We start from the raw sequence: 24,554 nt of genomic DNA, 5'->3' as shown, positions 1-24,554 counted from the left end.
TACCCCCACTGCCAGCAAACACTCATCTTTGATCGCGTACGGTCGGCACCGCCGAAATCGAGGGGGAAACACGTGCAAGCGTTCCGGGTCTTCAGGATCACCGCGATCGCCGAGGCGTTCTCGTGGACAGGCCTGCTGGTGGGCATGTATCTGAAGCACGTCACGCACACGACCGAGGCCGGCGTCTGGCTCTTCGGCCGGCTGCACGGCGCGCTCTTCGTCGCCTACCTGGTCGCGACCCTGTGGGTGGCGCGCTCCGAGCGGTGGTCGATCTGGCGGACCCTGTTCGGCCTGGCCGCCTCGATCCCTCCCCTCACCACCCTGATCTTCGAACGCTGGGTGGCGAAACGCCGCCCGGCAGCGGAGCCGGCGGCCGCCACCGCCTGATCTCCGCGGGCCGGGGAGGGGCGCTGCCCGCCCCTCCCCGGCCACCTATCCGTCAGCGCGCGAGAGCCGCTGGCACCATGGTGCCGGCGGCGAGTCAGTGGGCGAGCCAGCCGGCTGGGCGTCGGCCGGCTGGGCGAGCCAGCTGGCTGGGCGTCGGCCGGCTGGGCGTCGCCCGGCTGGGCGTCGGCCGGCTGGGCGTCGGCCGGCTGGGCGTCGCCCGGCTGCTATTTCACCGCGATCGGGTTGACCGGGGAGCCCACGGCGCCGGTGATCGGCAGCGGGGCGGCGGTCAGCCAGAACTCGTGGACGCCGTCCCGCGCGCAGTCCGCGGCGAGCGCCTCCAGATCCCACATCTCGCCCAGGAAGAGCCCGATGTGCGGGATCGCCACCTGGTGCAGCGGCTGGAACGCCTCCTCGAACTCGTTCGGGCGCACCTCGAAACCCCAGGTGTCGGTGGCGATCGCGGCGATCTCGGTGCGATGCAGCCAGTCCGCCGTGGTGAACGACAGGCCCGGCGCGGGGCCACCCGCGTAGTCGCCCCAGCCGTTCCGGCGCACCCGGGCGAGCTGCCCGGTCCGTACCAGAACGATGTCTCCGGTGCCCACCTCCAGACCGTGCGCGGCGATCGTGGCCCGCAGATGCTCCTCCGTGATGGCGAAGCCATCCGGAAGCTCGCCGTCCGCGCCGATGACGCGTCCCACGTCGAGCAGGACGCCCCGGCCGGCTATCACGTCTGCGACGGTCTCGATCCCGGTGACGGCGTCGCCGAGGCTGGTCACCACCTTGTCCGCACGCCGGCCGTTCCAGGCCATGCCGTGGTCGAAGATGTGACCGAGCCCGTCCCACTGGGTGGAGCACTGCAGCGGCATCGCGATCACGTCGTCGGCGCCGCCGAGCCCGTGCGGGAAGCCCTGCACACCGGTGACCGCGTCGGTGCCGGTGTCCAGCATCGTGTGCACCGGATTGGTGCGCCGGCGCCAGCCCTTCTGCGGCCCGTTCGCGTCGAAGCTCTGCGACAGCGAGAACGACACCCCGCGTCGCACCAGCTTCGCGCCCTGCGTGCGCTTCTCGGGGGTCAGGAAGTTCATGGTGCCCCGTACGTCGTCAGCACCCCACCGCCCCCAGTTGGAGCAGCGTTTCGCGGCCGCCGCGATGGCGCCCTCGGGATCGGTCCGGTCGATCACTTCGAACCCCGGAAGACGTCGTCCACCCAGTCCGCGATGAACGTCTGGACGTGCGCGAAGTGGTCGAGCCCGATGTGCTCGGCGCCGCCCTCCTCCGCCGTGAAGATCCGCAGCTCACGCCGGGGCGAGCTGACCGCCTGCTCGTAGGAGCGGTGCGCGTACCGCAGGGGGATCTGCCGGTCGTTCTCCCCGTGGGCGATCAGGAACGGCACGGTGATCTGCTCGACCACGCCGTCCAGGTTCACCGCCTCGGCCTTTCGAATGAAGGTGTCGAGGTCGGTCTCGCCCCACACCCAGAGCACGTGGTCCCAGTAGTGCGGGACCGGGTTCTCCCCCTCGCGCTCCAGACGGCGCTTCTGCACGGCGCCCCAGTCGTGGTTGGCGCCCCACGCGACGCAGAGGGCGAGCCGCTTCTCGAAGGCGGCCGCACGGGGCGCGTAGTAGCCGCCGAGCGACCACCCGATCAGGCCGATCTTGTCGGGCTGCACGTCGTCCCTGGTCAGCAGGTAATCGACGCAGGCCTTGGCCCAGTCCTCGGTCTCCACCCGGCTGGTCAGGCCGAGGAACCGCAGCGCCTCGCCGCTGCCGGGGCAGTCGACCATCAGGGTGTTGATGCCACGGGCGGCCATCTCGTGGGCGAACCCCGAGGCGTACATGTGCTCCTTGGTGGAGTCCAGCCCGTTCCACAGGATGATCGTCGGTGCCGCGGCCGGTCCGGCCTTCTTGAAGTAGGCCGGCAGCAGGGCGCCCTCGAACGGGATCGCCACCCGCGTGGTGTCCCTGTCGATCAGGTCGAACGCCTTCTGCTGCAGGTCGAGCAGCCGCTGGTAGAACGCCTTGCGATCGGGTGACTTGGCGCTCTGCATCCGCTCGGCCTGGGCCAGGTAGTTCGTGGCCCGCTGATATTTCTGTCCGGCCGTGCGCAGGTGGCCGGCCTTCTCGTCGGCCGCGGCCTGGGTCGCGAGGTCCTCGGCGACACGGGCCCAGGACGCCATGAACTCACTGGTGCCGACGTCCGAGCCCTGTGCCGCGAGGTCGCGGATCGGGCGGCAGGCGCGATCGACCTCGTCGATCAGGCCGCCGCTGTTCAGGGTGGCGACGACGCCCAGGTTCCAGACGTAGTTGCCCGGGAAGTACTCGAACATTCAGCTCTGCCTCTCTGCTCGCGCTTGCGCCGGGTCGCGGCGGCGGACGCGCGGAAGTTCTCTGTTCTCTGATCCGGACGTGATCCGGTTGGTGAGGCTGCCGATCCCCTCGACGGTCAGCGTCACCACGTCGCCGTCGGTCAGCGGCGGCGGATCCTGTTTGCCGTTGCGGCCCCACAGCTCGGCGAGACAGCCGCCGTTGCCGACCGTGCCGGACCCGAGCACGTCGCCTGCCTTGACCAGGCTGTCCCGCCCGGCGTAGGCGATCATGGTCTCGAACGTCCAGCCCATGTTGCTGAGCAGGTCCCGCCCCACCTCGACGCCGTTGACCTCGGCGGCGCACCACAGATCGAGGAAGCCGTCCGCGTCCCGGTAGGGCTCCAGTTCGTCGGCCGTCACGATCCACGGCCCGAGGCTGCTCGCGAAGTCCTTGCCCTTGGCCGGCCCGAGCCGCACCTGCATCTCGCGGCTCTGCAGGTCCCGTGCCGACCAGTCGTTGAAGATCGTGTAGCCGAAGACGGACTGCTCCGGCCCGGCGATCGCCGCGACCTCGAGCTCGAAGTCGCGGGCCACGGAGGCCGCGGGAAACGGGATGTCGTCACCCGGGCCGTAGATCGCGTGCGGGTTGGTGAAGTAGAACGTCGGCGCGTCGTACCACGCCTCGGGCACTCCGGCGGACCCGTCCACGCTGCGCCGCACGCCGTCGACGTGTTCCTCGAACGCGACGAAATCGCGGATCGAGCTCGGCCGCAGCGGCGCCAGGAGGCGCACTTCCGCCAGCGGTACGGTCTCCGCGACGTCGAGCCGGTGCGCGGCGCCGAGCCCGCTCGCGATGATCGCCTCGATCGGCGGGGCGTCCGCGAAGACCCGTACCGTATCGTCGTCGATCTTCCCGATTTTGATCTTGTCGGCGTGCTGGAAACGGGCGATCCGCATGATCGTCGACCGTCCCGCTCAGACCGGCGGCGCGACGAAAACGCCGCGGTCGACGTCGTTGAAGGACTGCTTCGCGACGAACTCGTTCATCGGGTTCGCCGTGCCCCACTGATCGCTCACGGTCGGGTCGGAGAAGTCGTAGAGGTGCGGGTGCCAGGTGTCCTCGTCGAGTTCTTCCAGCTCGGTCGTGTATTCGATCGTGTTGCCGTGCGGGTCGAGGAAGTAGCTGAAGGTGTTGTTCCCGGCCATGTGCCGGCCCGGGCCCCACACCTTCTCCACCCCGCCGCGCAGCAGCCGGCCGGTGCCGCGCATGTACTCGTCGATGCCGCGCATCTCGAACGACGCGTGGTGCAGCGAGACGTGCGGGCCGCGCGCGACGGCGAGGCTGTGGTGCCACCGGTTGGTGCGCAGGAAATACATCATCTCGCCCATCCGCGGGTGCATCAGGGTGTCCGAGAGCGCGAAGTTCAGGTGCGTGTTGTAGAAGGCGACGGTCGCCTCCGGGTTCGGCGAGTTGATCACCACGTGCGAGAGCTTGACCGGGACGGACTCGCCCTCCTCCAGCTTGCGGTGCTGCCGGACGGCCACGTCGGAGGAGACCTCGACGGTCCGGCCGTCGATGTCGAAGAACCGGAAACCGTAACCGCCGCCGGGCGTCTGCAGCGCTCCGGGCTCGCTGACCAGCTTGATGCCGGCCCGGCCGAGACGCTCGGCGAGCGCGTTCACGTCGGTCTCGTTCGCGGCGCCGAAAGCGATCAGGTCGAGCCGCTTCTCGGCGGCCTTGCGCAACCGCACCGAGTACTGCTCCGGTGAGCCGGCGGCGGCCAGGAACGCGATGCCCGCGTCACTGGTCTCGGCGTCGAGGCCCCACATGTCGGTGTAGAACTCGAGCTGCTTGTCGTAGTCGGGCACCGCCAGGTCGACGTGCCGCAGGTGCGTGATCAGTCGTTCGTCGTTCATGGTGTTCCTCCTCTCAGGCGGGCTCGGCCACGAGCTGGGACACCCGGGCCATCAGGCCCGGGACGTCGCCGCGCTCGTGGGCGAGCTGCCAGGCGGCCAGTTGCAGGGAGGCCTCGACCACGGTCTTCGCCCGGTGCAGGCGGCGGCCGGTGAAGTCGGACCAGAGCGTGTCGGTGACGCTGCCCGCGGCGAGCAGCAGCTGGGAGAGCACTGAAGCGTCCTCGAGGGCCTGCGCGGCGCCCTGCGCGAGGGTGGGCGGGCACGAGTGGGCGGCGTCGCCGATCAGCACGACCCGGCCGCGGTGCCAGGGGCCGTCCAGCACGTGACTCTCGAACGCGGTGTAGTTGACCCGGGCCGGATCGGTCAGCTGCTCCCGGATCTCGTCCCACGGACCGTGGTAGGCGAGCGACAGCTCCCGCATGGTCGCCAGGGACTCCTCCGGGCCGAGGCGGAACCGGTCCTGGACGGCCTCGACCAGGTACGCGTAAAGGGTGTCCTCCCCGGTCGGGCAGTAACCGGCGATGTAGCACGGCCCGCCGTAGATCAGGTCGGTCCGGGTCACGCTCGCCGGCCGTTTCGTGAACGTGCGCCAGATGCCCATGCCGACCGGCTGCGGCTCGCAGTCGATGCCGAGCTGGCGGCGGGTCCACGAGCGGATCCCGTCGGCGCCGATCACCAGGTCGTAGCGCTTTTCCTCGCCGGTCTCCCGGAAGGTGACGCGCACCGTGTCGCCGTCCTGCTCCAGGCTCTCCGGGCACTTGTTGAAGTGGATCCTCACCCCGGCCTCGGCGGCGCGGTCGATCAGGATCCGGGCCAGGGCCGGGCGGTACATCCCGAACGTGGCCGGCAGGTCGGGGCCGCCGGTGCGGATGTCGGTGAGCTCGGCGACGAGGGTGCCGGCCGGGTCGGGCGCACGGATGCCGAGCGTGTCGAACGCGTACCCCTCGGCCCTGACCTTGTCCCAGACGCCCAGCTCGCGCAGCACCCGCAGAGCGTTGCCCTGCAGGGTGATCCCGGAGCCGAGCGCTGCGACGTCGGGCTTCACGTCGACCAGGTCGACCGCCACGCCGCCCTCGGCGAGCAGGATCGCCGCCGCGGCACCGGCCGCGCCGCCACCGACGACCAGTACGTTACGAACTGCTGGCACGGCTGTTTCCCCTCTGTTACTCGTGTGATGGCGACCACTGTCCCGCCGCCGAGGGGTATCAGGGAAGCTCGACTTGGTGATGGCTGCCATCGGCCGCGCTTATAGTGGCCGGATGGCCGTCGACCGCGTGCTCGCGAACCTGGACCTGAATCTGCTGGTGACCCTCGACGCGCTCCTCCGGGAGCGGAACGTGACCCGCACCGCCGAGCGCCTGGGGCTCAGCCAGCCCGCGGTGAGCGGCGCCCTCAGCCGGCTACGCAGGCATTTCGGCGACCAGCTACTGGTCCGGGTCGGCAACCGGTACGACCTCACCCCGCTCGCCACCAGGGTCTCGGTGCTCACCGGCCCGGCACTCGCCGGGGTGCGCCGGGTCTTCGACTCCACCACCGAGGTCGACCCGTCCGGCCTGGACCGGGAGTTCACCGTCGTCACGTCCGACTACGCCGCCGCCATCCTCGGGCCGATCCTCTCCCGGATGCTCGCGGAACGCGCGCCCGGCGCCCGGCTCCGGTTGCAGCAGACCACCCCGACCGCTGTCGACCATGCCGCCGACACGCTGCGCACCGCCGACGGGCTGATCATTCCGTACGGTTTCGTGACCGGACTGCCCCATCTGGACCTCTACGAGGATCGCTGGGTCTGCATCGTCTCGGCCGACAACCCGGACGTCGGCGGATCGCTCAGCCTGGTCCAGCTGCGGGACATGCCGTGGGTGGTGCTCTTCGACCGCCCGACCGCGTTCGCCCCGGCCGTCCGGCAGCTGCGCATGCTCGGCATCGAAGCACGGGTCGACGTGGTCGTCGACGGATTCATGCAGATGCCGTTCCTGGTCGCCGGCACCCGGCGCATCGCGGTGATCCAGGAGCGATTGGCCACGCTGATGGCCCCGATCACCGGGGTACGCGTCCTGGAGTGCCCGTTCGAGGTGGTCACCCTCAACGAGTCCTTCTGGTGGAACCCGATGAACACCAACGACCCGGTGCACGCCTGGTTCCGCCAACTGATGATCGAAGCCGCCGATCGGCTGTGGCCATCAGTTTGAGTGATGCCCGGCATCAGCGAATTTCTCTTCCGCCGGTGCGGGACCGCCGCCCATAGTCGGGGCCACCGAGTGTGACCTGGACCACCGGAAGGCTCTCCCTTGTCTCTCACCGCTCCCACACCCATACGCCAAGCCGGCCTGACCCAGCTGGTGCTGCTGCTCGCCGGCAGCTGTCTCTCCGTCCTCGGCGCCGTGCTGATCGCGCCGGTGCTGCCGCAGATGACCGACCATTTCGCCGGCGTCCCCGGCGCCGAGACGCTGGTGCCGATCGTCCTCACCGTGCCGGCCCTGATCATCGGCCTGACCGCGCCGTTCGCCGGTTTCATCGCCGACCGCATCGACCGCAAACGGGTGCTGATCGCCGCCATGGTCGGCTACTCGATCTTCGGCACGGCCCCGCTCTACCTGGACACCCTGCCCCAGATCATCGGCAGCCGCGTCCTGGTCGGACTCTGCGAGGCCGCGATCATGACGTGCTGCACCACGCTGATCGCCGACTACTGGTCCGGTCCGCGCCGCAGCCGCTATCTGGGCATGCAGACACTGCTCGCGTCGGTCTCCGCGACGGTCTTCCTCGGCCTCGGCGGCGCCCTCGGCTCGTCCGGCTGGCGCACGCCGTTCTGGCTCTACACGGTGGCCGTCGTGCTCGCCGTCCCGATGGCGCTGCTGATCTGGCAGCCGGTCCGGGCCGCCACGTCCGCCGCGCTGCCGCCGATCCCCTGGCGTCAGCTGCGCGTCCCGTGCCTCGTCACGCTCGCCGGCGGCGTCGTGTTCTACGCGCTGATCGTCGAACTGTCGTTCGTGCTGGACGAGGTCGGCGTGACGGCGACCGCCACGATCGGCGCGCTCAGCGCCCTGATGTCGCTGGCCACAGCGGTGGCGGCCGGCTCGTTCGCGAAGCTTTCCGGGCAGACGCCACGGACGCTGCTGCCGATCGCCTTCGGACTCTCCGCGGCCGGCTTCCTGGTCATCGCCGCGACGCCGTCGGTCCCGGTGATCACGTTCGGCGCCGTGCTGACCGGCGCGGGGACGGGTTTGCTGCTGCCCACGCTGCTGACCTGGGCGACGAACGGGTTGTCGTTCGCCGAACGCGGCAGGGGTACGGGGCTGTGGACCGGCACGCTGTTCATCGGTGAGTTCTTCTCGCCGATTCTGATCACTGGAGTGGGCGCGGCGGTGGGCGGACTGCGGCCGGCGCTCGGGCTGCTCGGTGTGGTGTCCGCGATCCTGGCTGTGCTGATGGTCGTGGTGGTCCCCCGAGACGCGCCACGGCTCAACATCACCCACAGCTGAACCCACGACGGCACGTGTTGACTTGAGGCGAGCACTGACTTGAGGCGAGCACTGACGCCTCAAGTCAACACGTGCTACTGACGCCTCAAGTCAACACGTGCTTCAGTCGACCGGGGTCGCCTGTCGGCAAACGGCCCCCGCTCGGGCATGTGGTGACTGGGCTGGCGGCCAAGCGTGGATGAGAACGCACGTACCGTCGTGGTGAACTTTCATCGCTGCCAGGGCATGGATGAAATCGCACGCACCGCTTCGGTGTGCCCCGGCCGCCGCTCGGAGAAGCGGCAACCGAGCCCGAACGGCCCCGCGTGCGGTAACCGCCCTCTCACACCCGCGCGGTTCGGGTCAGCGGGTCGTCACGCTCGCTGATCCGTATGTGGTGCCGGCCCGGTCCCGCTCCAGCCAGCCCGTCTCGACGAGCATGCGACGGACGGCGGCCACGTCATCCGCGACCGGGGCGATCCGTGCGTTCACCTCGTCCTCGGTGAGGACACCCTCGACGGCGAGAAAACGGGCGAACAACTCAGCGATCTGCTGGTACCGCTCGCTCATCGTGGGCGGCAGACTGGTCAACCTGCCGTGCGCGAAATACGACTTCAGCTGCGGAAAATCAGTCAACAGCGAGTTGATCGGCTGCTCACGGTCCAGCCCCTGCGCTGCCTCACGCAACACTTCGGCGCGTACCCGGAAAAGGCCGTTTCCCGTGCCGCTGGCCAGCCCCGCACCCACCAGCCGGCCGAGCAGTTCGGCGACCTCGGGCTTCGGCTGGTCCAGATAGATCGACAGCTCGGCGATGGTCGCGCCCTCGGCGCCGGCACGGACCAGTTCGGCGAAGGCCCGCAACCGTGCCGGGTGGGACAACTGCATGAGGAGTTCGGCGGCGCGCGCGGCGGCAATGGACATCCCTGCACCGTAGGCGGCACACCCCGACGCGGCATCCGATTAACAGCGGCCGCCGGGGGTAAACACGAGAGAACCTCCGGTTTGGGGCGACGCGGCGCATCGGCCGTGCCGCATCGGCGATCTCTGGAGGCATCATGCTGGCTCCCATCGCCGCCATCACGGCGACTCTCACCCTGGGTGCCGCGCCTGTCGCATCGAGTTTGGATGCCCTGGCCCGGGTGTACGACGAGAACAGTCACGTTCTGGCCGAAGCTCACTTCGCGTCGGCCGGTGACAGCTTCCATGTCACGAAGCAGTCAGCGGACGGCGGGCGCGCCTATGTGCAGTACAAGTACATCCGGGTGGACGGCACGTTCCAGTCCGGCGCGCACCGGGGACGGGACACGGTCGGCGCGACGGTCACCTTCGATCACGACTTCGGGGAGGACCGGAAGGTGCTGTTCCGGGTCTGCGTCGAGGCGCCCGGGGACGACTATTGCAGCGGCACCGGAGACGGGGAGAACTGGACGATCGGGTACGCGTGACGGCTTATTGACTTTGGTCGATCACTGAGCCAGTCTGGGCGCACAGTACAGCGCAGCACAGCCGCCGGAGCCACGCGGTCACGGGAGCATGGGCAGCTCCCGGCGAATCCACCGCAGCCGGCCGTCACCGCGTGACGGCCCGATCTTCCGGAGTGCTGAGCGCACATGTCCTCACCCGTACGAACCAAGCTCTTGATCTCTGCTTTTGCCGCTGCCCTGCTCGCGGCTCTCGCCGTGCTGATCGCGCCCAGCAACCCGGCTGCGGCGCACGGCAACGTGATCGGTCCCGCCTCGCGCAACTACGGTTGCTACGAGCGGTGGGGTTCCAAGTTCCAGGACCCGGCCATGGCGACCGAGGATCCGATGTGCTGGCAGGCCTGGCAGGCCAACCCGAACGCGATGTGGAACTGGAACGGCCTGTTCCGGGAGGGCGTGGCCGGCCAGCACGAAACCGCCATCCCGGACGGTCAGCTGTGCAGCGCCGGCCACACGGAGAGTGGGCGGTACAACGCGATGGACACGGTCGGCGACTGGAAGGCCGCGTCGATCGGCAACTCCTTCACGGTGCAGCTCTTCGACGGCGCCCGGCACGGCGCCGACTACATCCGTGTCTATGTGACGAAGCCGGGCTACAACCCGGTGACCACGCCACTGAAGTGGTCGGATCTCCAGTTGATCACCACGGTGCCGAACACGCCGGCCGCCGGCTGGACCCACCAGCTGTCGAACGGCGTCCAGATCGACATCCCGGTGAGCGTCTCCGGACGGTCCGGCCGGGCCATGGTCTACACGATCTGGCAGGCCAGCCACCTGGATCAGTCGTACTACTTCTGCAGTGACGTCAACTTCGGCGGCAGCCAGCCGTCGACCTCACCGTCCGCCTCCGCCTCGGCGTCACCGTCCGTGTCGCCGTCTGTCTCACCCTCCGTGTCGCCGTCGGTGTCCACGCCGCCGGTCACCGGGACCTGCGCCGCGAGCTACGGCGTGACCTCGCAGTGGTCGGGCGGATTCCAGGGCGAGGTGAAGGTGACCGCCGGCAGCGCGGCGATCAAGAGCTGGACGGTGACGCTGGCGTTCAGCGGCACTCCCCCGATCCAGCAGGCCTGGAACGCGACGCTGACGAACAGCGGAAACGCGGTCAACGCCACGAACGTCAGCTACAACGGCAGCGTGGCGGCCGGTGCCAGCACCAGCTTCGGCTTCCTCGGTTCCGGAACGCCGTCCGCGCCGACGGTCAGCTGTAGCGCCACGACGTGACATCTCGCGCAAGGCATCGAAGTTTGTTACATTGACGTTAATGGGAGCGCTCCCAGCTTCCGCCCGTCCCCCAACCCATCATCCCCAGGAAACGGAGGCAAAGCCCACCCGCGTGGCACCGGCTCCGTCCACGCACGTGCTGTGTACTCCATCGGCGGGGAGCGAGGCAGCCCCACCTCGTTCCCCGTCATCCCCTGTCACTGGCGAGCCCTGTCACTGGCGAGCGGCTGCGCTCAACCCCAGCGTGCTCTGCCTCGGCAGCACCCCCGACGCCGCGATCCGGCCTGCCAGCGGGCCCGCGAGCTGCACGAACCGGCCCACCTCGGTGCCGAGCGCCTGCCACGGGCCGGCCGCCAGCTCACTGGTACGTTGCTCCAGGTCGGCACGAGCCTGCACTCCCCGCTCGGTGGCGGTGCCGTCGGGCCCGACCCAGCCGCGGGACTCCAGCCGGCCCCGGGCCGCGCCCCACTCGTCCGGCGTCCAGCCCCGGCTCGCGAACACCGACTCCGGGGCCGCGCCCACAGCGGCGAACGACACCAGCAACTCACACGGGTCGAACCCGGCCACCAGCGCCGCCGCCACGTGGCCGTCGCCCCGATGCTCCCGCAGAATCGTGGCGGCCTGCCAGAGCACCAGGTGCGGTTCGGCGGCCCAGGGCAGATCGGCGTTCGCGGCGGCCAGCGGACGCCCCGCGGTGGCGGCGGCCTGCGCGGCCCGCCGGGCGAGCCGCGCCGCCTCGGCCACCTCCGGACTTCCCACCACGGTGTCGCCGAGCAGCGCGCGTAACGCCCGGTCGACCGCGACGAGACGGCGCTCCAGCACGGTATCGGGGTCGCTGACCTGCCAGGCCGCGGGTATGAAGCGGGACACGAGAGCGGGACTGAAGCTGTAGAACGCCGACGACACCGCCGCCGGGCCGGCCGCGCCGAGCGGAGCCGACCGCCACGCGAAGTAGCTGGGCCAGCGGGTCTCGACGTCGTAGCCGAGTTTCGCCGCCTCCTCGGTCACCTCGGGGGCGTAGTAGAGGATCGCGTGCAGCGGCTCCACGATCCGCCACAGTTGCCGGGCAAGCCCGTCGGCCGCGCTACCAGTCATCCGGTGATCAAAGCACAGGAATGCAACCCCGAGAGCAACACATATGACCGGGTACGCCGGGGAGCGTACTCCACACGCCGACGACCAGGTGGGCGACCGGCGCACGCCGACGACCAGGTGGGCGACCGGCGCACGCAGAAGTCGCATCACGCGCGCCCCGAGGCCCATGCCGCGAAGATGAGCGATCCCGGCAACGGCCGCTCGCGTGATCGAAACCGCCGGGCGACACTGTGGACCAGCCGGTCCGGCCGGCCCAGAGTGCTGTCCGAGCACACCGCGGACAGCACTGGTAACCAGCTCGTCTTGCTCGGCTGGTTACCAGTGCTGTCACGCGCCCGTTTTGTCCGCATTGAGCGCCAGCCGGCCTTGGCGTTTCCAAGATCCGCAAATCTGGGGACCGCGGACTCAACTCGACGACCGCGGGACGCAGGCCTCGGGGACCGCGGGACCAGGCGACGACCCGCTACTCCAGGACCCGCTGCGCGATCCGGAACGCCGTGTTCGCCGCCGGCACTCCGCAATAGATCGCCGTCTGCAGGATCACCTCTTTGATCTCGTCGACCGACAGGCCGTTGGTCCGAGCCGCCCGCACGTGCATCGCCAGCTCCTCGTGATGGCCGAGAGCGATCAGCGCGGTCAGCGTGATCAACGAACGGTCCCGGCGGGCCAGGCCTTCGCGGGTCCAGATCTCGCCCCACGCGTACCGGGTGATCAGATCCTGGAAGTCGCGGGTGAAGGCCGTCGTCCCGGCCGTCGCCCGGTCCACGTGCGCCGGCCCGAGCACCTCCCGCCGTACCGCGATCCCGGCCGACCGCTCCGGATCGAAGTGCTGGTCGAGCAGGAACGCCACGACTTCCGGCGACTCGGCCGGCGCGAGGTGGGCGACGTCGTCGAGGACCACGAGACGGCCGTGCACCACGCCGTCGGCGATCAGCGCGAGGTCGTCCGGCGGGGTCGGCTTGTCGGCGGCTCCGGCGACGGCGAGCACCGGCGCGGCGATCTCGGCGAGCCGGTCCCGGACGTCGAAGGCGGCAAGGGCCTCGCACGCGTAGGCGTAGCTCGCGTCGTCGACCGCACGCAACGCGTCGAGCAGCGGTTCCGCGACGCCCGGCGAGCGGTTGACGAAGCCGGGCGCGAACCAGCGGTCGGCCGATCCGGCCACGACCGCCCCGGTGCCCTCGGCCCGGACCAGCGCCGCCCGCTCGTGCCACATCTCCGCGGTGCCGATCCGCGCGGCCGTGCAGAGCAGCGCGGCGGCGTTCACCCGTCCCGGATGGTCGAGCAGCAGTTGCATGCCGATCGCGGCGCCGAGCGAGTCACCGGCGTACAGGAACGAGCTGTCGGGCCGCAGCTGATCAGCCAGGGCGAGCACCGACCGGGCCAGTTCGGCGACCGTGAACGGCCCGGACGCCGGCGCGCTGGCGCCGTGCCCGGGCAGGTCGAAGCCGACCACGTGGTAACGGCCGTAGAGCCGGGACGCGCACTGCCGCCACAACGCGTCCACGCTGGTGCCGACGGACGGGCCGAGCAGCAGCAGCGGCCGGTCCGGCGCGTCGGCGAAAACGGTGGCGTTCAGCATCCGGCACCACCGGCGCCGAGGGGAAAAGACAGCACTGTCACTCCTTCGCGCGGGCGATCGCCGCGTCGATGATCTGGTCAGTGGCGCCCCGATAGGGCTCGTCCGGCGCGGCGTCCGGCGCGATCGAGCGCTGCTCGGCGTCGATCCCGGGGCGGGCCGCGGCCAGGTTCGCGGTCATCCGCGCGGTCTCCACCCGCAGGCCGCCGAGCAGTTCGGCGGTCTGCGCCCCGGCCGTGACGGCGTGCCGGGCGAGGGTGCGCAGCGCGGACCACTCGACGTGCCAGCCGCCGTCCGGACGCTCGTCGACGGCGGCGGCCGCACCGGCGTGCACGGTGGCGGCGAGCATCGGCGCGACGAGCGCGGCCCGGCGGACCAGGATGGAGAGCACCGGGTTCTGCTTGTTCGGCATGGCCGACGAGCCGCCCCGGCCGTCGACCGCGCCCTCGGTGAGCTCGTGGATCTCCGGGCGGGCCGCCACCAGGATGTCGTTGGCGATCCGCCCCCACGCGTCGGTGCAGGTCACCAACGTGTCGGCGGCGGCCGTGAACGGCGCCCGCGCGGTGTGCCAGGGTTCGCGGACCCGGAGCCCGAGCACGTCGCCGGTGGTCTCGATCAGGTCGGTGACCACCGCCGGCGAGCCGGCCAGGGCGACCGGCGCGGCGAGGCTGCCGGCCGCGCCGCCGATCTGCAACGGCAGGTCGGCAGCGGACTCCAGGCGGTCCCGCGCGTCGAGCACACCGGTCAGCCATGTGGCGACCTTGAGGCCGAAAGTGATCGGAATGGCGTGCTGCGTCAGCGTGCGGCCCGCCATCGGCGTGGCCCGGTGCTCATCGGCCAGCCGGACCAGGGCCGCGATCTGGTCGCGGACGTCGGCGCGGATCCGGGCGAGCGTGTCACGCAGGCACAGCAGCAGACCGGTGTCGAGCACGTCCTGGCTGGTCAGCCCCTTGTGCAGCCACTGCGCGGCGACCGGGTTGCGGTCCCCGAGCCGAACCCGGAGCAGCTTGAGCAGCGGGATCACCGGGTTGCCGCCGGCCTCCGCGTCGCGCGCCACCGCCGCGACGTCGTCCGGGCCGATCAACCCGGTCAGGTCGTCGCGGGCCGCCCTGTCGGCCACCCCGTGCAGCACGAGCGCGTTCAGCCAGGCGGCCTCGACCCGGACCATCGCCTCGAGAACCGCACTGTCGTCGAAGAGCCGGCCGGCCCGATGATCGCCCGGCCAGAGGAGGTCACTCACCGGCATCATGCCCAGGAGTCGCGCAGGCGCGGGTAGGTCAGGAACACCGTCTCGCCGTCGCCCTGCAGGCGGATGTCGAAGACCAGGCCGTCGGGTTCCCGGCGGGTGATCAGCGTGGCCCGGCGGTCGGGGGCGACCGACTCCAGCAGCGTGTCGTTCGCGAGCAGGTCCGGGTCGTCCGGCAGGTACGCGCGGGTGAAGAGCCGGTCGAGCAGACCACGGGCGAAGACCGTCACCGCGAAGAACGGGGCACGGTCCGGCTCGGTCGCGCCCGGCTCCAGGGTGAAGAACTGGTAGTGGCCGTCAGGGTCGGTGGCGGCGCGGCCCCAGCCGGTGAACGTCCAGCCGTCGCGGCGCAGCGAGCCGGGCGTGCGCAGGACGGCGCCCTGCGGATCGGCCTGCCAGATCTCGATGACCGCGTCCGGTACCGGGTCGCCGCCGCCGTCGGTGACCCGGCCGTGCAGGCGGACCGCGCGCGGGCTGGCCGGCGGGACCAGCTCGTTCATCCGCGGGTATTCCAGGCCCAGGTGGAAGAAGGGGCCGACGGTCTGTCCGGGGACCGCGCTCATGCGCCGTGCTCCTCATCCTCGGGCGAATCAGTGTCGAGCGGGGTGCGGTGGGTGCCGGTGAGCACGATGTCCCAGCGGTAACCGGTGCTCCACTCCGGGGTGGTGACGTCGTGGTCATAGGTCGCGATCAGCAGCTCGCGGGCTTTCGGGTCGGTGATCGACTGGTAGATCGGGTCGAGGGCGAAGAGCGGGTCGCCCGGGAAGTACATCTGGGTCACGAGCCGCTGCGTGAAGTCGTGGCCGAAGAGCGAGAAGTGGATGTGCGCGGGCCGCCAGGCGTTGAGGTGATTGCGCCACGGGTACGGTCCCGGCTTGATCGTCTGGAACCGGTACGACCCGTCCGGCCCGGTGATGCAGCGGCCGACCCCGGTGAAGTTCGGATCGTGCGGCGCGGGGTGCTGGTCGCGCTGATGCCGGTACCGGCCCGCTGCGTTCGCCTGCCACACCTCGACCAGCTGGTTCGCGACCGGACGCCCGTCGCCGTCGAGAACCCGGCCGGTCACCACGATCCGCTCGCCGATCGGAGTGCCGGCGTGCTGGATCGTCAGGTCGGCCTCGTCGTCCGCGACGTCACGGTGGCCGAACGCCGGCGCCCACAGCTCGACCGACTCCGGATCGATCAGATGCGCCGGCTGTTTCGGGTGCCGCAGGATCGAGCTGCGGTACGGGGCGTAGTCGAGTTTCGGCTGCGGGCCGCCGGGCTGCTGGGCCGCTGCCTCGATCTCCCGGTTGATGTCAGCTTGTGACGACTCCATGTTCACGCTCCGGACGCTAGGCGGCTGGTGCCGATCCGGCGATACTCTTCTTCCATTCAACGGAAGGGGACGGTGATGGGCGCCACCGTGACATCCCGTGCGCTGGCCATTCTGGGCGCCTTCGACGGGGAGCACCGCGCTCTGTCGCTGACCGATCTGGCCCGCCGTGCCGAGCTCCCCCTCGCGACCGCGCATCGCCTGGTCGGCGAGCTGCACCGGTGGGGCGCGCTGGCGCGCGAGCCGAACGGCGACTACGTGATCGGCCGCCGGATCTGGCAGCTCGGGCTGCTCGCGCCGGTGCAGAGCGGCCTGCGCCAGGCGGCTTCCCCATTTTTGCATGATTTGTACGGGACGACCCTTGCCACGGTCCATCTCGCGGTGCGCGACGGCCTGGAGGTGCTGTACGTGGAGCGGCTCGCCGGACACGTGTCGGTGCCGGTGGTCAGCCGGGTCGGGTCGCGGTTGCCGATGCATGCCACCGGGGTGGGGAAGGTGCTGCTGGCACACGCGCCCGAGGAGGTGCGGACGGAGGCGATCAAGAGGCTCACCAGGATCACCGCGTACACGATCACCCAGCCGGCCCGCCTCCTGGAGCAGCTGAAACGGGTTCGCGCCGAGGGATACGCCACGACCGGTGAGGAGATGAGCCTCGGCGCCTGCTCGGTGGCCGTCCCGGTGCGCAACGGCGACGCGGTCGTGGCCGCGCTCGGCATGGTCGTCCCGGATCTGCGCCGCCAGCTGCCCCGATTGGTGTCCGCCCTGCAGGTCGCGGCGCACGGCATCGGCCGTACCCTCGCGGGGTCTTCTTCCGTCCAGTGGAAATAGGGTCTTGCCCGGCGGCCTTCGGGTGCCGAACGCTGGGGGCATGCGTACCCAGGTCGCCATCATCGGCGCCGGCCCGGCCGGCCTGCTTCTTTCCCACCTCCTCGCCCAGGGCGGGGTGGAATCGGTGGTCCTCGAGACCCGCTCCGAGGAGTACGTCGCGGCCCGGATCCGCGCCGGCATCCTGGAACACTCCAGCGTCGAGTTGCTCGAGCAAGCCGGGCTCGGGGCTCGGATCCGCACCGAGGGCGATCACCACCGCGGGATCTATCTGCAGTGGCCCGGCGAGCGGCACCACCTGGACTTCGTGAACCTGGCCGGGCGCAGTGTGTGGGTCTACGGCCAGACCGAGGTCCAGAAGGACCTGATCACAGCGCGGGCGGCGGCCGGTCAGGAGATCCACTATGAGGTCACGGACGTCCAGCTGCACGACGATCACGTGACGTTCATCGACAAGTCGGGACAGTCCCAGCGGCTGGACGCGGCTGCCATCGCCGGCTGCGACGGCTCCTTCGGGCCCAGCCGGAACGCCGTGCGAGCGGCGGAGAAATACGAGAAGACCTACCCCTACTCCTGGCTCGGGATCCTCGCCGACGTCGCGCCCTCCACCGACGAGCTCATCTACGCCTGGCACCCCAACGGCTTCGCCCTGCACTCGATGCGCTCCGCCACGGTGAGCCGCCTCTACCTCCAGGTCCCGAACGGCACCGACCCGCAGTCGTGGTCCGACGACCGGATCTGGGACGAGCTCGCCACCCGCCTCGGCCACGGTCAGAACGGCTGGAAGCTCACCCCCGGCCCGATCACCGACAAGAGCGTGCTGCCGATGCGCAGTTACGTGCAGACCCCGATGCGGCACGGCAACCTGTTCCTCGCCGGCGACGCCGCGCACATCGTCCCGCCGACCGGCGCGAAGGGCCTCAACCTGGCGATCGCCGACGTGGCGCTACTCAGCAAGGCCCTGATCGCGCAGATCAAGGAGGGCGACGCGCGTCTCGCCGACAGCTATTCCGACGACGCGCAGCGCCGGGTCTGGCGGTGCACGCACTTCTCCTGGTGGATGACGACGATGCTGCACACGTCCGGCGACCCGTTCGACGCCCAGCTGCAGTTGTCGCAGCTCAAGTGGGTGGCGAACAGCGAGGCCGGGGCGACCGGCCTCGCCGAGAACTATGCCGGGCTACCGATCGGATACTGAGGAGTCCCCGGACGCCGGCGGGTTCGTCGCGTCGATCGTGGGCGGGGCCGGCGCGTGATCGACGGCCTCGCGGTAGGTGCCGGTCGGCAGTGTCGACGGCGACGCGTCCGGCGGCACCTGCCCGTTCGCCGCGGCCGGCTCCCGGGCCAGCAGCCCCTTGCCGAGCGACGCGACCGTCGCCAGGAACGCCACGTTGAGGGCGGTCTCCCAGTCGAACGTCGTCACGTCGAACGCGCCGGCCAGGATCGAGGCCGACAGCGAGCTGAGGAACGTCTTGCCCAGCCGGACGATCAGATCCGGCCAGAACGCCAGGTTGGTCTGTTTCGACAGGTACTGCACGCCGGTCAGCACCACCGACGAGACGAAGGCGCTGGCCGCGAGCGTGAGCGCTTCCGTCCACGGCAGCTCGGCGACCGAGCCGATCCCGCCGGCCAGCAGCGTCGCGAAGAAGACCTGGCCGGCCGACCACCCGCCCCGCTCGACGAAGTCGAGGACGACCGCTCTCCATTTCGGAACCACATCCGCCATGACATAGACCGTCCTCGTTGCGGAGATCAGGAGTAATCCCCCAAACGGGTCAGCAACGCGGTGACGGCCGCGCCGATCCCGGGCTGCACCGGATAGCGCTTGCCGAGCCACTGGAAGATCGTCCGGGCGGCTGCCGCGTTGTGCGCGTACCCCGGAACCATCGCGGCCAGCGGCAGCACGTCCGCCGGATAGGCCCGCTCCACCCGCCGCGTGACGTCGAACGGGTCCCGATAGGGCGCGTCCCCGCTGCTCAGCCGCATCAGCGAGATGACCCGGTCGACCGCGTGCGACTGGATGAACCGGGCCGCGCTCAGCCGCTCCCCGCGCAGCTCACGGTGCAGACCGACATAGAGGTTGGTGAGCGCCTCGTTGAGGTGGAAATCGACTGTGTCATACGGCGTGCGGGGCATCGGCGCCTCCGACTGGGCCAGCCCGGCCGGCGCGTCCGCCCGCCGCCACACCACCCGCGCCGCCCCGAACGGGATCCGGGTCAGCTCGGTGGCGGTCAGCACCAGGTACTCCGCGTAGACGCCGTCGGCATAGAGCGCCTTGCGGCCGTTACGCTCGTGGGCGAAGCTGAACAGCAGCGGACACGGCGCTTCCAGCCAGTCGATCCGTTCCACGTACCGCCACCGCGCGTCGTCCTCGACGATCACGAAGAAATCCAGGTCGGAGTGCTCATCCAGCCGGGCCCGCTGAGCGCCTGCCGAGCCGAGGCCGAGCACCGCGAGGGTGTCGTCCCGGTCAGCGAGGATGGTGGCGAGTTCGTCCAGGCGGCGCAACGTCGGCTGCATCGTCACTCCTAGGAGATATCGGTGGATGTCCTAAGGAGCTTCACCGATCCCCCGCCGCAGTCCAACCCCTACGGTCGTCTCCATGATCGAGGATTTGCTCGGGGGGCTTCCACCGATCGTGGTCTATCTGGTGGCCGGCGCGCTCGTCACGCTGGAGACCGCCCTGCTCGCCGGGCTCGTCCTGCCGGCCGCGACAGCGCTCATCGCGATGGGCCTGCTCGCCAACGCCGGCGTCGTCGACGTGGTCCCGGCACTGCTGGTGGCGGTCGCGTCGGCAGTGCTCGGGGGCAACATCGCGTACCGCCGGGGCGCCTTCCCCGGCATGGGACGGCACGCGGAACGCACCGAACGGCTCTTCGCACGGTTCGGCGGTCGCGCGGTCTTTTTCGGCCAGTGGGTGGTCGGCGCCCGTACCCTCATGCCTCGCTTGGCCGCGCGTAACGGCGTACCCCCAATCGGTTCTTTGCGTGGCACACGCCGGCGGCAAGCCTCTGGGCTCTCTGGATGGTGGGCGCAAGCTACGCGGCCGGCGCAAGCTACGACGTTCTCGCGGCGCGCGCAGGGCGCGCGGCAGGCGCGCTTGCCGCGCTGACGATGCTCATTCTCGGACTGATCCTCGCGGGCCGCTGGTTGGGTCAAAACCCCGATCCGGTACGCGCCATGGCCGTTGCCATGCGCAGATTCACCCCGTCCCGCGATCTTCCGGGTTTCCGGTCGCATCCCATGGCAATGGCATCGCTGAGCCTCGGTTTCCTGGTCGCCGTGGCCGTCCTGCTGGTCGTCGCGGTCCCCGCCGTGGTCCGCTTCTCCGGCCTGGCGGCGACCGACGCGTCGATAGCCACCTGGATGCGCGGTCAATGGACGTCGGACGGCTACCTGGCAGCCCTGGAAACCGCGACCACCCTCGTGCCCGAGGCCCTGATCGCCGTGGCCGTGGCGGTGTCCCTGATCCGTTCCCTCCGCCGCCCCGTCACGTGGCGGTCGCTCGGCAGCGCTTTCGGGCCGGTGCTGCCCGCCGTGATCCTGGCCGTGGTGCTGGCGATGACGGTCCCGCCCGGCTGGCGCGCCGCCGAGACCCTGGTCTTCCCGACGCCGTACGAGTTCGGCGGCCCGCTGCCGCTGGACTCCGCCGCGCTCGCCCTGGCCACCATGTCCGCAGGGCAGACCGCCCAGGTGGCAGCGGCCGCCGGCCTGCTCGCCTGGCTGGTGGCGCGGGGTCTGCCGTGGCGGTGGAAGGTCACGGTCTGGACGGCCGCCGCGGCGATCGTGGTGTTCTGCGCGGGCTCGTGGATCTACCTGGGCTGGAGCCGCACCAGCGAGACGGTGGCCGCGGTGGCGCTGGGGGTGGCGTGGGCAGCCCTGAACGCGTCGATCTGGTCCGGCGGCGCCTCCCGGCCGCCGCGGCCGGCGCCCGCCCCGGAGCGTGTGGAGTTCGGGTGCGCTCCGCACCTCAAATCCACACGCAGCGGGTGATGCCCCGGAGCGTGTGGAATTCGGGTCAGCGCGCGTGGGCGGTCGTCGGGTCGAGCGCGTTGATCGTCACCTCAGGTGCCGGCATCCGGGGTGAATCCGGCGCTTCGCGGAAAGGTGCGGACGTCCTGGGCCCCGCAGAATGACGCAAAGCCGCGACGCTCCGCCGTTGCGGTGACCCATCGTCACCACCGCGTGCGGTCCGGCGGGCTCCGCGAACATGGGTGCGGCGACGCGCGTCCGCAGGAAGCGTGGATCACTCGTAGGCGATGGCCTCCAGCACGTTGAGCCGGGCCGCCCGCCAGGCCGGCCACAGCGCGGCGACCACCCCGGCGAATGCCGCGACCAGAACGAACGCCGCCAGGCTGGCCCAGGGCACCGAGATCGTGCTGAGGAAGTCGATGTCGATCAGGGCCGCGGACAGGGCGACCCCGAGCCCCAGACCGACCACGATTCCCAGCAGGCAGCCGAAGATGGCCATCACGACCGACTCGGTGCCGACCATGCGCATGACGCCGAAGCGGCTGAGCCCGACCGCCCGCAGCATGCCGAGCTCGCGGGTCCGCTCGTAGATGCTCAGCAGCAGCGTGTTCAGAATGCCCAGCAGGGCGATGAGGATCGCCAGGCCGAGCAGCACGATGACGATCGTCAGGGCGATGTCGACGAACGAGTTGAACTGCTCCACGAGGCTGGACCGGTCACCGACGGTGACGAGCGGGAAGTCCGACATGATCTGCTCGATCTGCCCGGTCACGACCGCGGCGTCAGCGCTCTCGGCGAGGTCGACGTACCCCTGGTTGGCCAGCGGCCCGGCGAAGTCGCCCACCGCCGACTGCGGCAGGAACAGCGTGCCGGTCAGGATCGGCGTGCTCTCGAACGTGCCGACCAGCCGGTACTGCCGCTCGCCGCCCTTGCTCAGCGTGATCGGCACCTGGTCGCCGACCTGCCAGCCACGCGCGTCGGCGGTGTTCTCGTCGGTCACGAACTCGCCCTCGCCGAACGCGCCGAGGTCGCCGGCGACCGGCGACATCCCGAACATGTCGGCCGCCACCGTGAAGTCCTGGTCGACGGCGGCAAGACCCAGCGACTGGTTGGTCTGCCCCTCGATCTCCGCGTCGATGGTGACGAACAGCGACAGCGCCCGCTCCACCTCGGGCACCTCGCGGACCTGCTGCATCGCCGCCGCCGAGAAGCCGGTCTCGCCGGTCGGCGGGCCCTGCGTCTGGTTGGTCTGCACGATGACGTCCGCGCCGATGGACGAGTTGACCTGCTGGTCGATGGTGGTCTTGAACGAGGCGCCGACCACGCTGGCCGCGCTCACCAGCGTGACGCCGATCATCAGGGCCGCCGCCGTGACCGCCGTACGCCGCGGGTTGCGCAGCGCGTTGCGGACGCCCAGCTTGCCGCTGGTCCCCCAGCCGACAGCCCGGCCGATGAGGCCGGCCAAGGGCCGGGTGAGCAGCGGTGACAGCAGCGCCACACCGAGGAAGACCAGCCCGACACCGAGCAGCAGCGCGGGGAGCGTCAGGTCTCCGGCACCGGTCAGGCCGAAGCCCACCAGCGCGGCGCCCGGCACCGCCAGTGCCGCGCCCACGATCGACAGCCTCCGCAGCGGCTTGTCCGGCCGGGCCACCTCGCGCATCGCCGCCAGTGGTGGCACTCTCGACGCCTTCACCGCCGGCACCAGCGCCGAGAAGACCGTGACAAGGACACCGACCGTGTACGCCAGCACGATCGGGGTCGCGCCGACGCGGACGCCGCCGCCCGGCAGGTCGACGCCGAGCAGGCCGGTCAGCAGCGCGCTGCCCGCGTACCCGAGCCCGATGCCGGCCAGCAGGCCCAGGGTGGCGCCGACCAGCCCCACCAGCACGGCCTCCACCAGCACGGAGCCGGCAACCTGCACCCAGCTCGCGCCCATCGCGCGCATCAATGCCAGTTCCCGGGCCCGCTGCGCGACCACGATGTTGAACGTGTTGAAGATTAGGAAGATGCCGACGAGCACCGCGACGATCGCGAACGGCCCGAAGAAGTATCTGCTGAGCTGCGACAGGCCCTCGTTCACCGCGTTCGCCTGCTCCTCGTTGGCCTGCTCCCCCGTCATGGCCTCGAACTCGGCGGGGAGCAGCGGGGCCACCCGGTCGCGCAGCTGCTCGGACGAGACGCCCTGGTCGGCGGCGAGGAACGCCCCGGAGTACACCCCGGTCCGGCCGTAGAAGATCTCCTGGGCCTGCGCCTCCGGCAACAGCACGAGCGTCTCGCCGGCCAGCGAGTCCCGGTCGCCGCTGTACGTGACGACGCCCACCACCGAGAACTCCCGGGCCTCGTTGACCCGCGGCAGGTAGATCTTGAGCCGGTCACCGACGGCGGCATGCGTCTGCTCGGCGGTGAAGCGGCTGATCGCCGTCTCGCCGTCCTGCGTCGGCCACCGTCCCTCGGCGATGCCGACCAGCGCGAACGGGTCGTCGCCGGTGACCCCGCCGCCGATCTGCGGCGCCCCGGAGGTGGTGACCGGGTCGCCGTCGCGCACGTCGAACGGGACCACGCCCAGAGCGCTCACGTCGCCCTGGACCGCCGCCGCGCCGGGGACCCGCAGCCGGTCGAGCTGCTCCCGGGTCAGCAGCGGCGGCTCGCCGTCCTCGGTCGACTCCTCGGTTGCGCTGATCTGTACGGCCACGTTCTGGTTGATGGAGGTGAACAGCTTCTCGAAGCGGGCGCTGACAGAGTCGGTGAGCACGAACGCCCCGGACAGGAAGCCGGTGCCCAGCAGGATCGCCGCCAGCGCCAGGGTCAGCCGCAGTTTGCGGGAGAACAGCCCGCGAAGGCTGGCGCGCAGCATCAGCGCTCGCCTTTCGCCGTCGCGGCGGCGGGAGTGTCGAGGCCCTTGAGCCTGTCGAGCACCGCCTCGGCAGTGGGGTCACGCATCTCGTCGACGATCTGGCCGTCGGCGAGGAAGATCACCCGGTCGGCGTAGCTCGCTGCGTTCGGATCGTGGGTGACCATGACGATGGTCTGGCCGTAGTCGCGCACCGACCTGCGCAGGAAGGAGAGGATCTCGGCACCGGAGCGGCTGTCGAGGTTACCGGTGGGTTCGTCCGCGAAGACGACCTCGGGCCGGGCGACCAGGGCACGGGCGCAGGCCACGCGCTGCTGTTGCCCGCCGGAGAGCTGGGCGGGGCGGTGGCCGAGGCGGTCACGCAGGTTGACGGTGTCGATGACGGTGTCGTACCACTCCCGGTCCGGCTTGCGACCGGCGATGGACAGGGGCAGCAGGATGTTCTCGGCGGCGGTGAGGGTGGGCAGCAGATTGAACTGCTGGAAGATGAAGCCGACCTTGTCCCGGCGCAGCTTGGTCAGTCCGGCGTCGCCGAGGCCGGTGACCTGGGTGTCGCCGATGTGGACCTGGCCGCGGCTGACCGAGTCCAGGCCGGCCAGGCAGTGCATGAGCGTCGACTTGCCGGACCCGGAGGGCCCCATGATGGCGGTGAACCGGCTGCGCTCCAGCTCGACGTTCACCTCGCGCAGGGCGATGACCTGCGCTTCTCCACTGCCGTACGTCTTATACAGGTCGGTCGCACGGGCGGCGACCTCCGTCGCATCCACTCGTAACTCCTTCGGCACACGCTGATGGGCGGTGACCGCCGCCGGTGGTCGAGGTGGGTTGTGCGGCGACAGTTCCGGCGTACGTCACGCGACGGCCGGTCCGGCGTGTGGGAGAAGGAACGCAACCCGCGG

General features: G+C 70.6%; 24 protein-coding genes and 1 pseudogene. 9 read left to right on the top strand and 16 right to left on the bottom strand.

From position 1 onward, the window contains the following. The first annotated feature begins 72 nt into the window (after positions 1-72). Complete coding sequence (locus AB0F72_RS36940; protein ID WP_360441961.1) at positions 73-387, top strand: DUF3817 domain-containing protein; 315 nt, start codon at positions 73-75, stop codon at positions 385-387. A gap of 224 nt (positions 388-611) precedes the next feature. Here the strand turns inward: AB0F72_RS36940 and AB0F72_RS36935 are convergent, their stop codons facing one another. The 5 genes from AB0F72_RS36935 to AB0F72_RS36915 are packed head-to-tail and all read right to left on the bottom strand — an operon-like array spanning position 612 to position 5,759. Beyond that, on the bottom strand, positions 612-1,571 hold the full coding sequence (locus AB0F72_RS36935) for a cyclase family protein (RefSeq protein WP_360441958.1): 960 nt from the start codon (positions 1,569-1,571) through the stop codon (positions 612-614). Continuing rightward, positions 1,568-2,716, bottom strand: coding sequence for an alpha/beta fold hydrolase (locus AB0F72_RS36930; protein WP_360441955.1), 1,149 nt, complete (start codon positions 2,714-2,716; stop codon positions 1,568-1,570). The genes AB0F72_RS36935 and AB0F72_RS36930 overlap by 4 nt, the downstream gene beginning before the upstream one ends. Then, positions 2,717-3,652 carry a fumarylacetoacetate hydrolase family protein gene (locus AB0F72_RS36925; protein ID WP_360441952.1) on the bottom strand — a complete coding sequence of 312 codons (936 nt, stop codon included), beginning with the start codon at positions 3,650-3,652 and terminating at the stop codon, positions 2,717-2,719. Between the two features lie 18 nt (positions 3,653-3,670). After that, positions 3,671-4,612, bottom strand: coding sequence for a VOC family protein (locus AB0F72_RS36920; RefSeq protein WP_360441949.1), 942 nt, complete (start codon positions 4,610-4,612; stop codon positions 3,671-3,673). 13 nt (positions 4,613-4,625) lie between these two features. Beyond that, positions 4,626-5,759 (bottom strand): FAD-dependent monooxygenase, encoded by a 1,134-nt coding sequence (locus AB0F72_RS36915; RefSeq protein WP_360441946.1) that lies wholly within the window; start codon positions 5,757-5,759, stop codon positions 4,626-4,628. 112 nt (positions 5,760-5,871) lie between these two features. On the opposite strand from AB0F72_RS36915, the gene AB0F72_RS36910 reads away from it, so the two are divergent. Next, positions 5,872-6,801 (top strand): LysR family transcriptional regulator, encoded by a 930-nt coding sequence (locus AB0F72_RS36910; protein WP_360441943.1) that lies wholly within the window; start codon positions 5,872-5,874, stop codon positions 6,799-6,801. A gap of 99 nt (positions 6,802-6,900) precedes the next feature. Further along, positions 6,901-8,094, top strand: coding sequence for an MFS transporter (locus AB0F72_RS36905; RefSeq protein WP_360441940.1), 1,194 nt, complete (start codon positions 6,901-6,903; stop codon positions 8,092-8,094). A 342-nt stretch (positions 8,095-8,436) separates the two neighbouring features. Here the strand turns inward: AB0F72_RS36905 and AB0F72_RS36900 are convergent, their stop codons facing one another. After that, positions 8,437-8,994 (bottom strand): DUF2087 domain-containing protein, encoded by a 558-nt coding sequence (locus AB0F72_RS36900; RefSeq protein WP_360441937.1) that lies wholly within the window; start codon positions 8,992-8,994, stop codon positions 8,437-8,439. A gap of 134 nt (positions 8,995-9,128) precedes the next feature. Between AB0F72_RS36900 and AB0F72_RS36895 the strand changes: the two genes are divergently transcribed. Together AB0F72_RS36895 and AB0F72_RS36890 are read left to right on the top strand one after the other, a co-directional pair. After that, positions 9,129-9,518, top strand: coding sequence for a hypothetical protein (locus tag AB0F72_RS36895; protein WP_360441934.1), 390 nt, complete (start codon positions 9,129-9,131; stop codon positions 9,516-9,518). Between the two features lie 165 nt (positions 9,519-9,683). Then, positions 9,684-10,775 carry a lytic polysaccharide monooxygenase gene (locus AB0F72_RS36890; protein ID WP_360441931.1) on the top strand — a complete coding sequence of 364 codons (1,092 nt, stop codon included), beginning with the start codon at positions 9,684-9,686 and terminating at the stop codon, positions 10,773-10,775. Positions 10,776-10,988: 213 nt separating this feature from the next. Here AB0F72_RS36890 and AB0F72_RS36885 read toward each other — a convergent pair whose 3' ends face one another. From AB0F72_RS36885 to pcaH, 6 genes and pseudogenes are all read right to left on the bottom strand, one after another. Beyond that, the gene (locus AB0F72_RS36885) at positions 10,989-11,870 is read right to left on the bottom strand and encodes a hypothetical protein (RefSeq protein ID WP_360441928.1); all 882 of its coding nucleotides are present in this window, start codon (positions 11,868-11,870) and stop codon (positions 10,989-10,991) included. A 463-nt stretch (positions 11,871-12,333) separates the two neighbouring features. Then, a complete protein-coding gene (gene pcaC / locus AB0F72_RS36880; RefSeq protein ID WP_360441997.1) occupies positions 12,334-12,711 on the bottom strand; it encodes a 4-carboxymuconolactone decarboxylase in 378 nt (125 codons plus the stop codon). A 15-nt stretch (positions 12,712-12,726) separates the two neighbouring features. Beyond that, positions 12,727-13,449: pseudogene (locus tag AB0F72_RS36875) on the bottom strand (alpha/beta fold hydrolase); the annotation flags it as partial. A 37-nt stretch (positions 13,450-13,486) separates the two neighbouring features. After that, positions 13,487-14,692 (bottom strand): lyase family protein, encoded by a 1,206-nt coding sequence (locus AB0F72_RS36870; RefSeq protein ID WP_360441994.1) that lies wholly within the window; start codon positions 14,690-14,692, stop codon positions 13,487-13,489. Further along, on the bottom strand, positions 14,692-15,255 hold the full coding sequence (gene pcaG / locus AB0F72_RS36865) for a protocatechuate 3,4-dioxygenase subunit alpha (RefSeq protein WP_360441925.1): 564 nt from the start codon (positions 15,253-15,255) through the stop codon (positions 14,692-14,694). The genes AB0F72_RS36870 and pcaG overlap by 1 nt, the downstream gene beginning before the upstream one ends. Further along, complete coding sequence (pcaH, locus tag AB0F72_RS36860) at positions 15,252-16,010, bottom strand: protocatechuate 3,4-dioxygenase subunit beta (protein ID WP_360441991.1); 759 nt, start codon at positions 16,008-16,010, stop codon at positions 15,252-15,254. The genes pcaG and pcaH overlap by 4 nt, the downstream gene beginning before the upstream one ends. Before the next feature lie 75 nt (positions 16,011-16,085). On the opposite strand from pcaH, the gene AB0F72_RS36855 reads away from it, so the two are divergent. Then, complete coding sequence (locus AB0F72_RS36855; RefSeq protein ID WP_360441922.1) at positions 16,086-16,835, top strand: IclR family transcriptional regulator; 750 nt, start codon at positions 16,086-16,088, stop codon at positions 16,833-16,835. Positions 16,836-16,875: 40 nt separating this feature from the next. Further along, positions 16,876-18,030, top strand: coding sequence for a 4-hydroxybenzoate 3-monooxygenase (locus AB0F72_RS36850; protein ID WP_360441919.1), 1,155 nt, complete (start codon positions 16,876-16,878; stop codon positions 18,028-18,030). On the opposite strand, the gene AB0F72_RS36845 is transcribed toward AB0F72_RS36850, so the two are convergent. Next, positions 18,013-18,558, bottom strand: a complete 546-nt coding sequence (locus tag AB0F72_RS36845) for a hypothetical protein (RefSeq protein ID WP_360441916.1) — start codon at positions 18,556-18,558, stop codon at positions 18,013-18,015. The genes AB0F72_RS36850 and AB0F72_RS36845 overlap by 18 nt on opposite strands. A gap of 26 nt (positions 18,559-18,584) precedes the next feature. Then, the gene (locus tag AB0F72_RS36840) at positions 18,585-19,352 is read right to left on the bottom strand and encodes a hypothetical protein (RefSeq protein ID WP_360441914.1); all 768 of its coding nucleotides are present in this window, start codon (positions 19,350-19,352) and stop codon (positions 18,585-18,587) included. Between the two features lie 82 nt (positions 19,353-19,434). On the opposite strand from AB0F72_RS36840, the gene AB0F72_RS36835 reads away from it, so the two are divergent. Together AB0F72_RS36835 and AB0F72_RS36830 are read left to right on the top strand one after the other, a co-directional pair. Further along, entirely contained in the window at positions 19,435-19,944 is a 510-nt protein-coding gene (locus AB0F72_RS36835; RefSeq protein WP_360441912.1) for a hypothetical protein, read from the top strand. Positions 19,945-20,081: 137 nt separating this feature from the next. Further along, positions 20,082-20,825: a hypothetical protein gene (locus tag AB0F72_RS36830; RefSeq protein WP_360441909.1), complete on the top strand. Its 744-nt coding sequence runs from the start codon at positions 20,082-20,084 to the stop codon at positions 20,823-20,825. A gap of 253 nt (positions 20,826-21,078) precedes the next feature. On the opposite strand, the gene AB0F72_RS36825 is transcribed toward AB0F72_RS36830, so the two are convergent. Then, a complete protein-coding gene (locus tag AB0F72_RS36825) occupies positions 21,079-23,658 on the bottom strand; it encodes an FtsX-like permease family protein (protein WP_360441906.1) in 2,580 nt (859 codons plus the stop codon). Then, positions 23,658-24,422: an ABC transporter ATP-binding protein gene (locus tag AB0F72_RS36820; protein ID WP_360441903.1), complete on the bottom strand. Its 765-nt coding sequence runs from the start codon at positions 24,420-24,422 to the stop codon at positions 23,658-23,660. Before AB0F72_RS36820 ends, AB0F72_RS36825 begins: the two co-directional genes overlap by 1 nt. Positions 24,423-24,554: the final 132 nt, after the last annotated feature.

The sequence above is a fragment of the Actinoplanes sp. NPDC023936 genome (genome assembly GCF_040639325.1).
Taxonomy (GTDB): Bacteria; Actinomycetota; Actinomycetes; order Mycobacteriales; family Micromonosporaceae; genus Actinoplanes.
The sequence above is the reverse complement of the archived record's forward strand: the minus strand, read 5'-3'. Positions and strand labels throughout refer to the sequence as shown.

What these genes read in the sequence shown, in the direction of transcription:
- AB0F72_RS36910 (WP_360441943.1), top strand. Translation starts at nt 5,872, where the DNA reads ATGGCCGTCGACCGCGTGCTCGCGAACCTGGACCTGAATCTGCTGGTG.
- AB0F72_RS36850 (WP_360441919.1), top strand. Translation starts at nt 16,876, where the DNA reads ATGCGTACCCAGGTCGCCATCATCGGCGCCGGCCCGGCCGGCCTGCTT.
- AB0F72_RS36845 (WP_360441916.1), bottom strand. Translation starts at nt 18,558, where the DNA reads ATGGCGGATGTGGTTCCGAAATGGAGAGCGGTCGTCCTCGACTTCGTC.
- AB0F72_RS36925 (WP_360441952.1), bottom strand. Translation starts at nt 3,652, where the DNA reads ATGCGGATCGCCCGTTTCCAGCACGCCGACAAGATCAAAATCGGGAAG.
- pcaG (WP_360441925.1), bottom strand. Translation starts at nt 15,255, where the DNA reads ATGAGCGCGGTCCCCGGACAGACCGTCGGCCCCTTCTTCCACCTGGGC.
- AB0F72_RS36890 (WP_360441931.1), top strand. Translation starts at nt 9,684, where the DNA reads ATGTCCTCACCCGTACGAACCAAGCTCTTGATCTCTGCTTTTGCCGCT.
- AB0F72_RS36900 (WP_360441937.1), bottom strand. Translation starts at nt 8,994, where the DNA reads ATGTCCATTGCCGCCGCGCGCGCCGCCGAACTCCTCATGCAGTTGTCC.
- AB0F72_RS36855 (WP_360441922.1), top strand. Translation starts at nt 16,086, where the DNA reads ATGGGCGCCACCGTGACATCCCGTGCGCTGGCCATTCTGGGCGCCTTC.
- AB0F72_RS36830 (WP_360441909.1), top strand. Translation starts at nt 20,082, where the DNA reads ATGGCATCGCTGAGCCTCGGTTTCCTGGTCGCCGTGGCCGTCCTGCTG.
- AB0F72_RS36825 (WP_360441906.1), bottom strand. Translation starts at nt 23,658, where the DNA reads ATGCTGCGCGCCAGCCTTCGCGGGCTGTTCTCCCGCAAACTGCGGCTG.
- AB0F72_RS36930 (WP_360441955.1), bottom strand. Translation starts at nt 2,716, where the DNA reads ATGTTCGAGTACTTCCCGGGCAACTACGTCTGGAACCTGGGCGTCGTC.
- AB0F72_RS36920 (WP_360441949.1), bottom strand. Translation starts at nt 4,612, where the DNA reads ATGAACGACGAACGACTGATCACGCACCTGCGGCACGTCGACCTGGCG.
- AB0F72_RS36885 (WP_360441928.1), bottom strand. Translation starts at nt 11,870, where the DNA reads ATGACTGGTAGCGCGGCCGACGGGCTTGCCCGGCAACTGTGGCGGATC.
- AB0F72_RS36840 (WP_360441914.1), bottom strand. Translation starts at nt 19,352, where the DNA reads ATGCAGCCGACGTTGCGCCGCCTGGACGAACTCGCCACCATCCTCGCT.
- pcaH (WP_360441991.1), bottom strand. Translation starts at nt 16,010, where the DNA reads ATGGAGTCGTCACAAGCTGACATCAACCGGGAGATCGAGGCAGCGGCC.
- AB0F72_RS36870 (WP_360441994.1), bottom strand. Translation starts at nt 14,692, where the DNA reads ATGCCGGTGAGTGACCTCCTCTGGCCGGGCGATCATCGGGCCGGCCGG.
- AB0F72_RS36835 (WP_360441912.1), top strand. Translation starts at nt 19,435, where the DNA reads ATGATCGAGGATTTGCTCGGGGGGCTTCCACCGATCGTGGTCTATCTG.
- AB0F72_RS36895 (WP_360441934.1), top strand. Translation starts at nt 9,129, where the DNA reads ATGCTGGCTCCCATCGCCGCCATCACGGCGACTCTCACCCTGGGTGCC.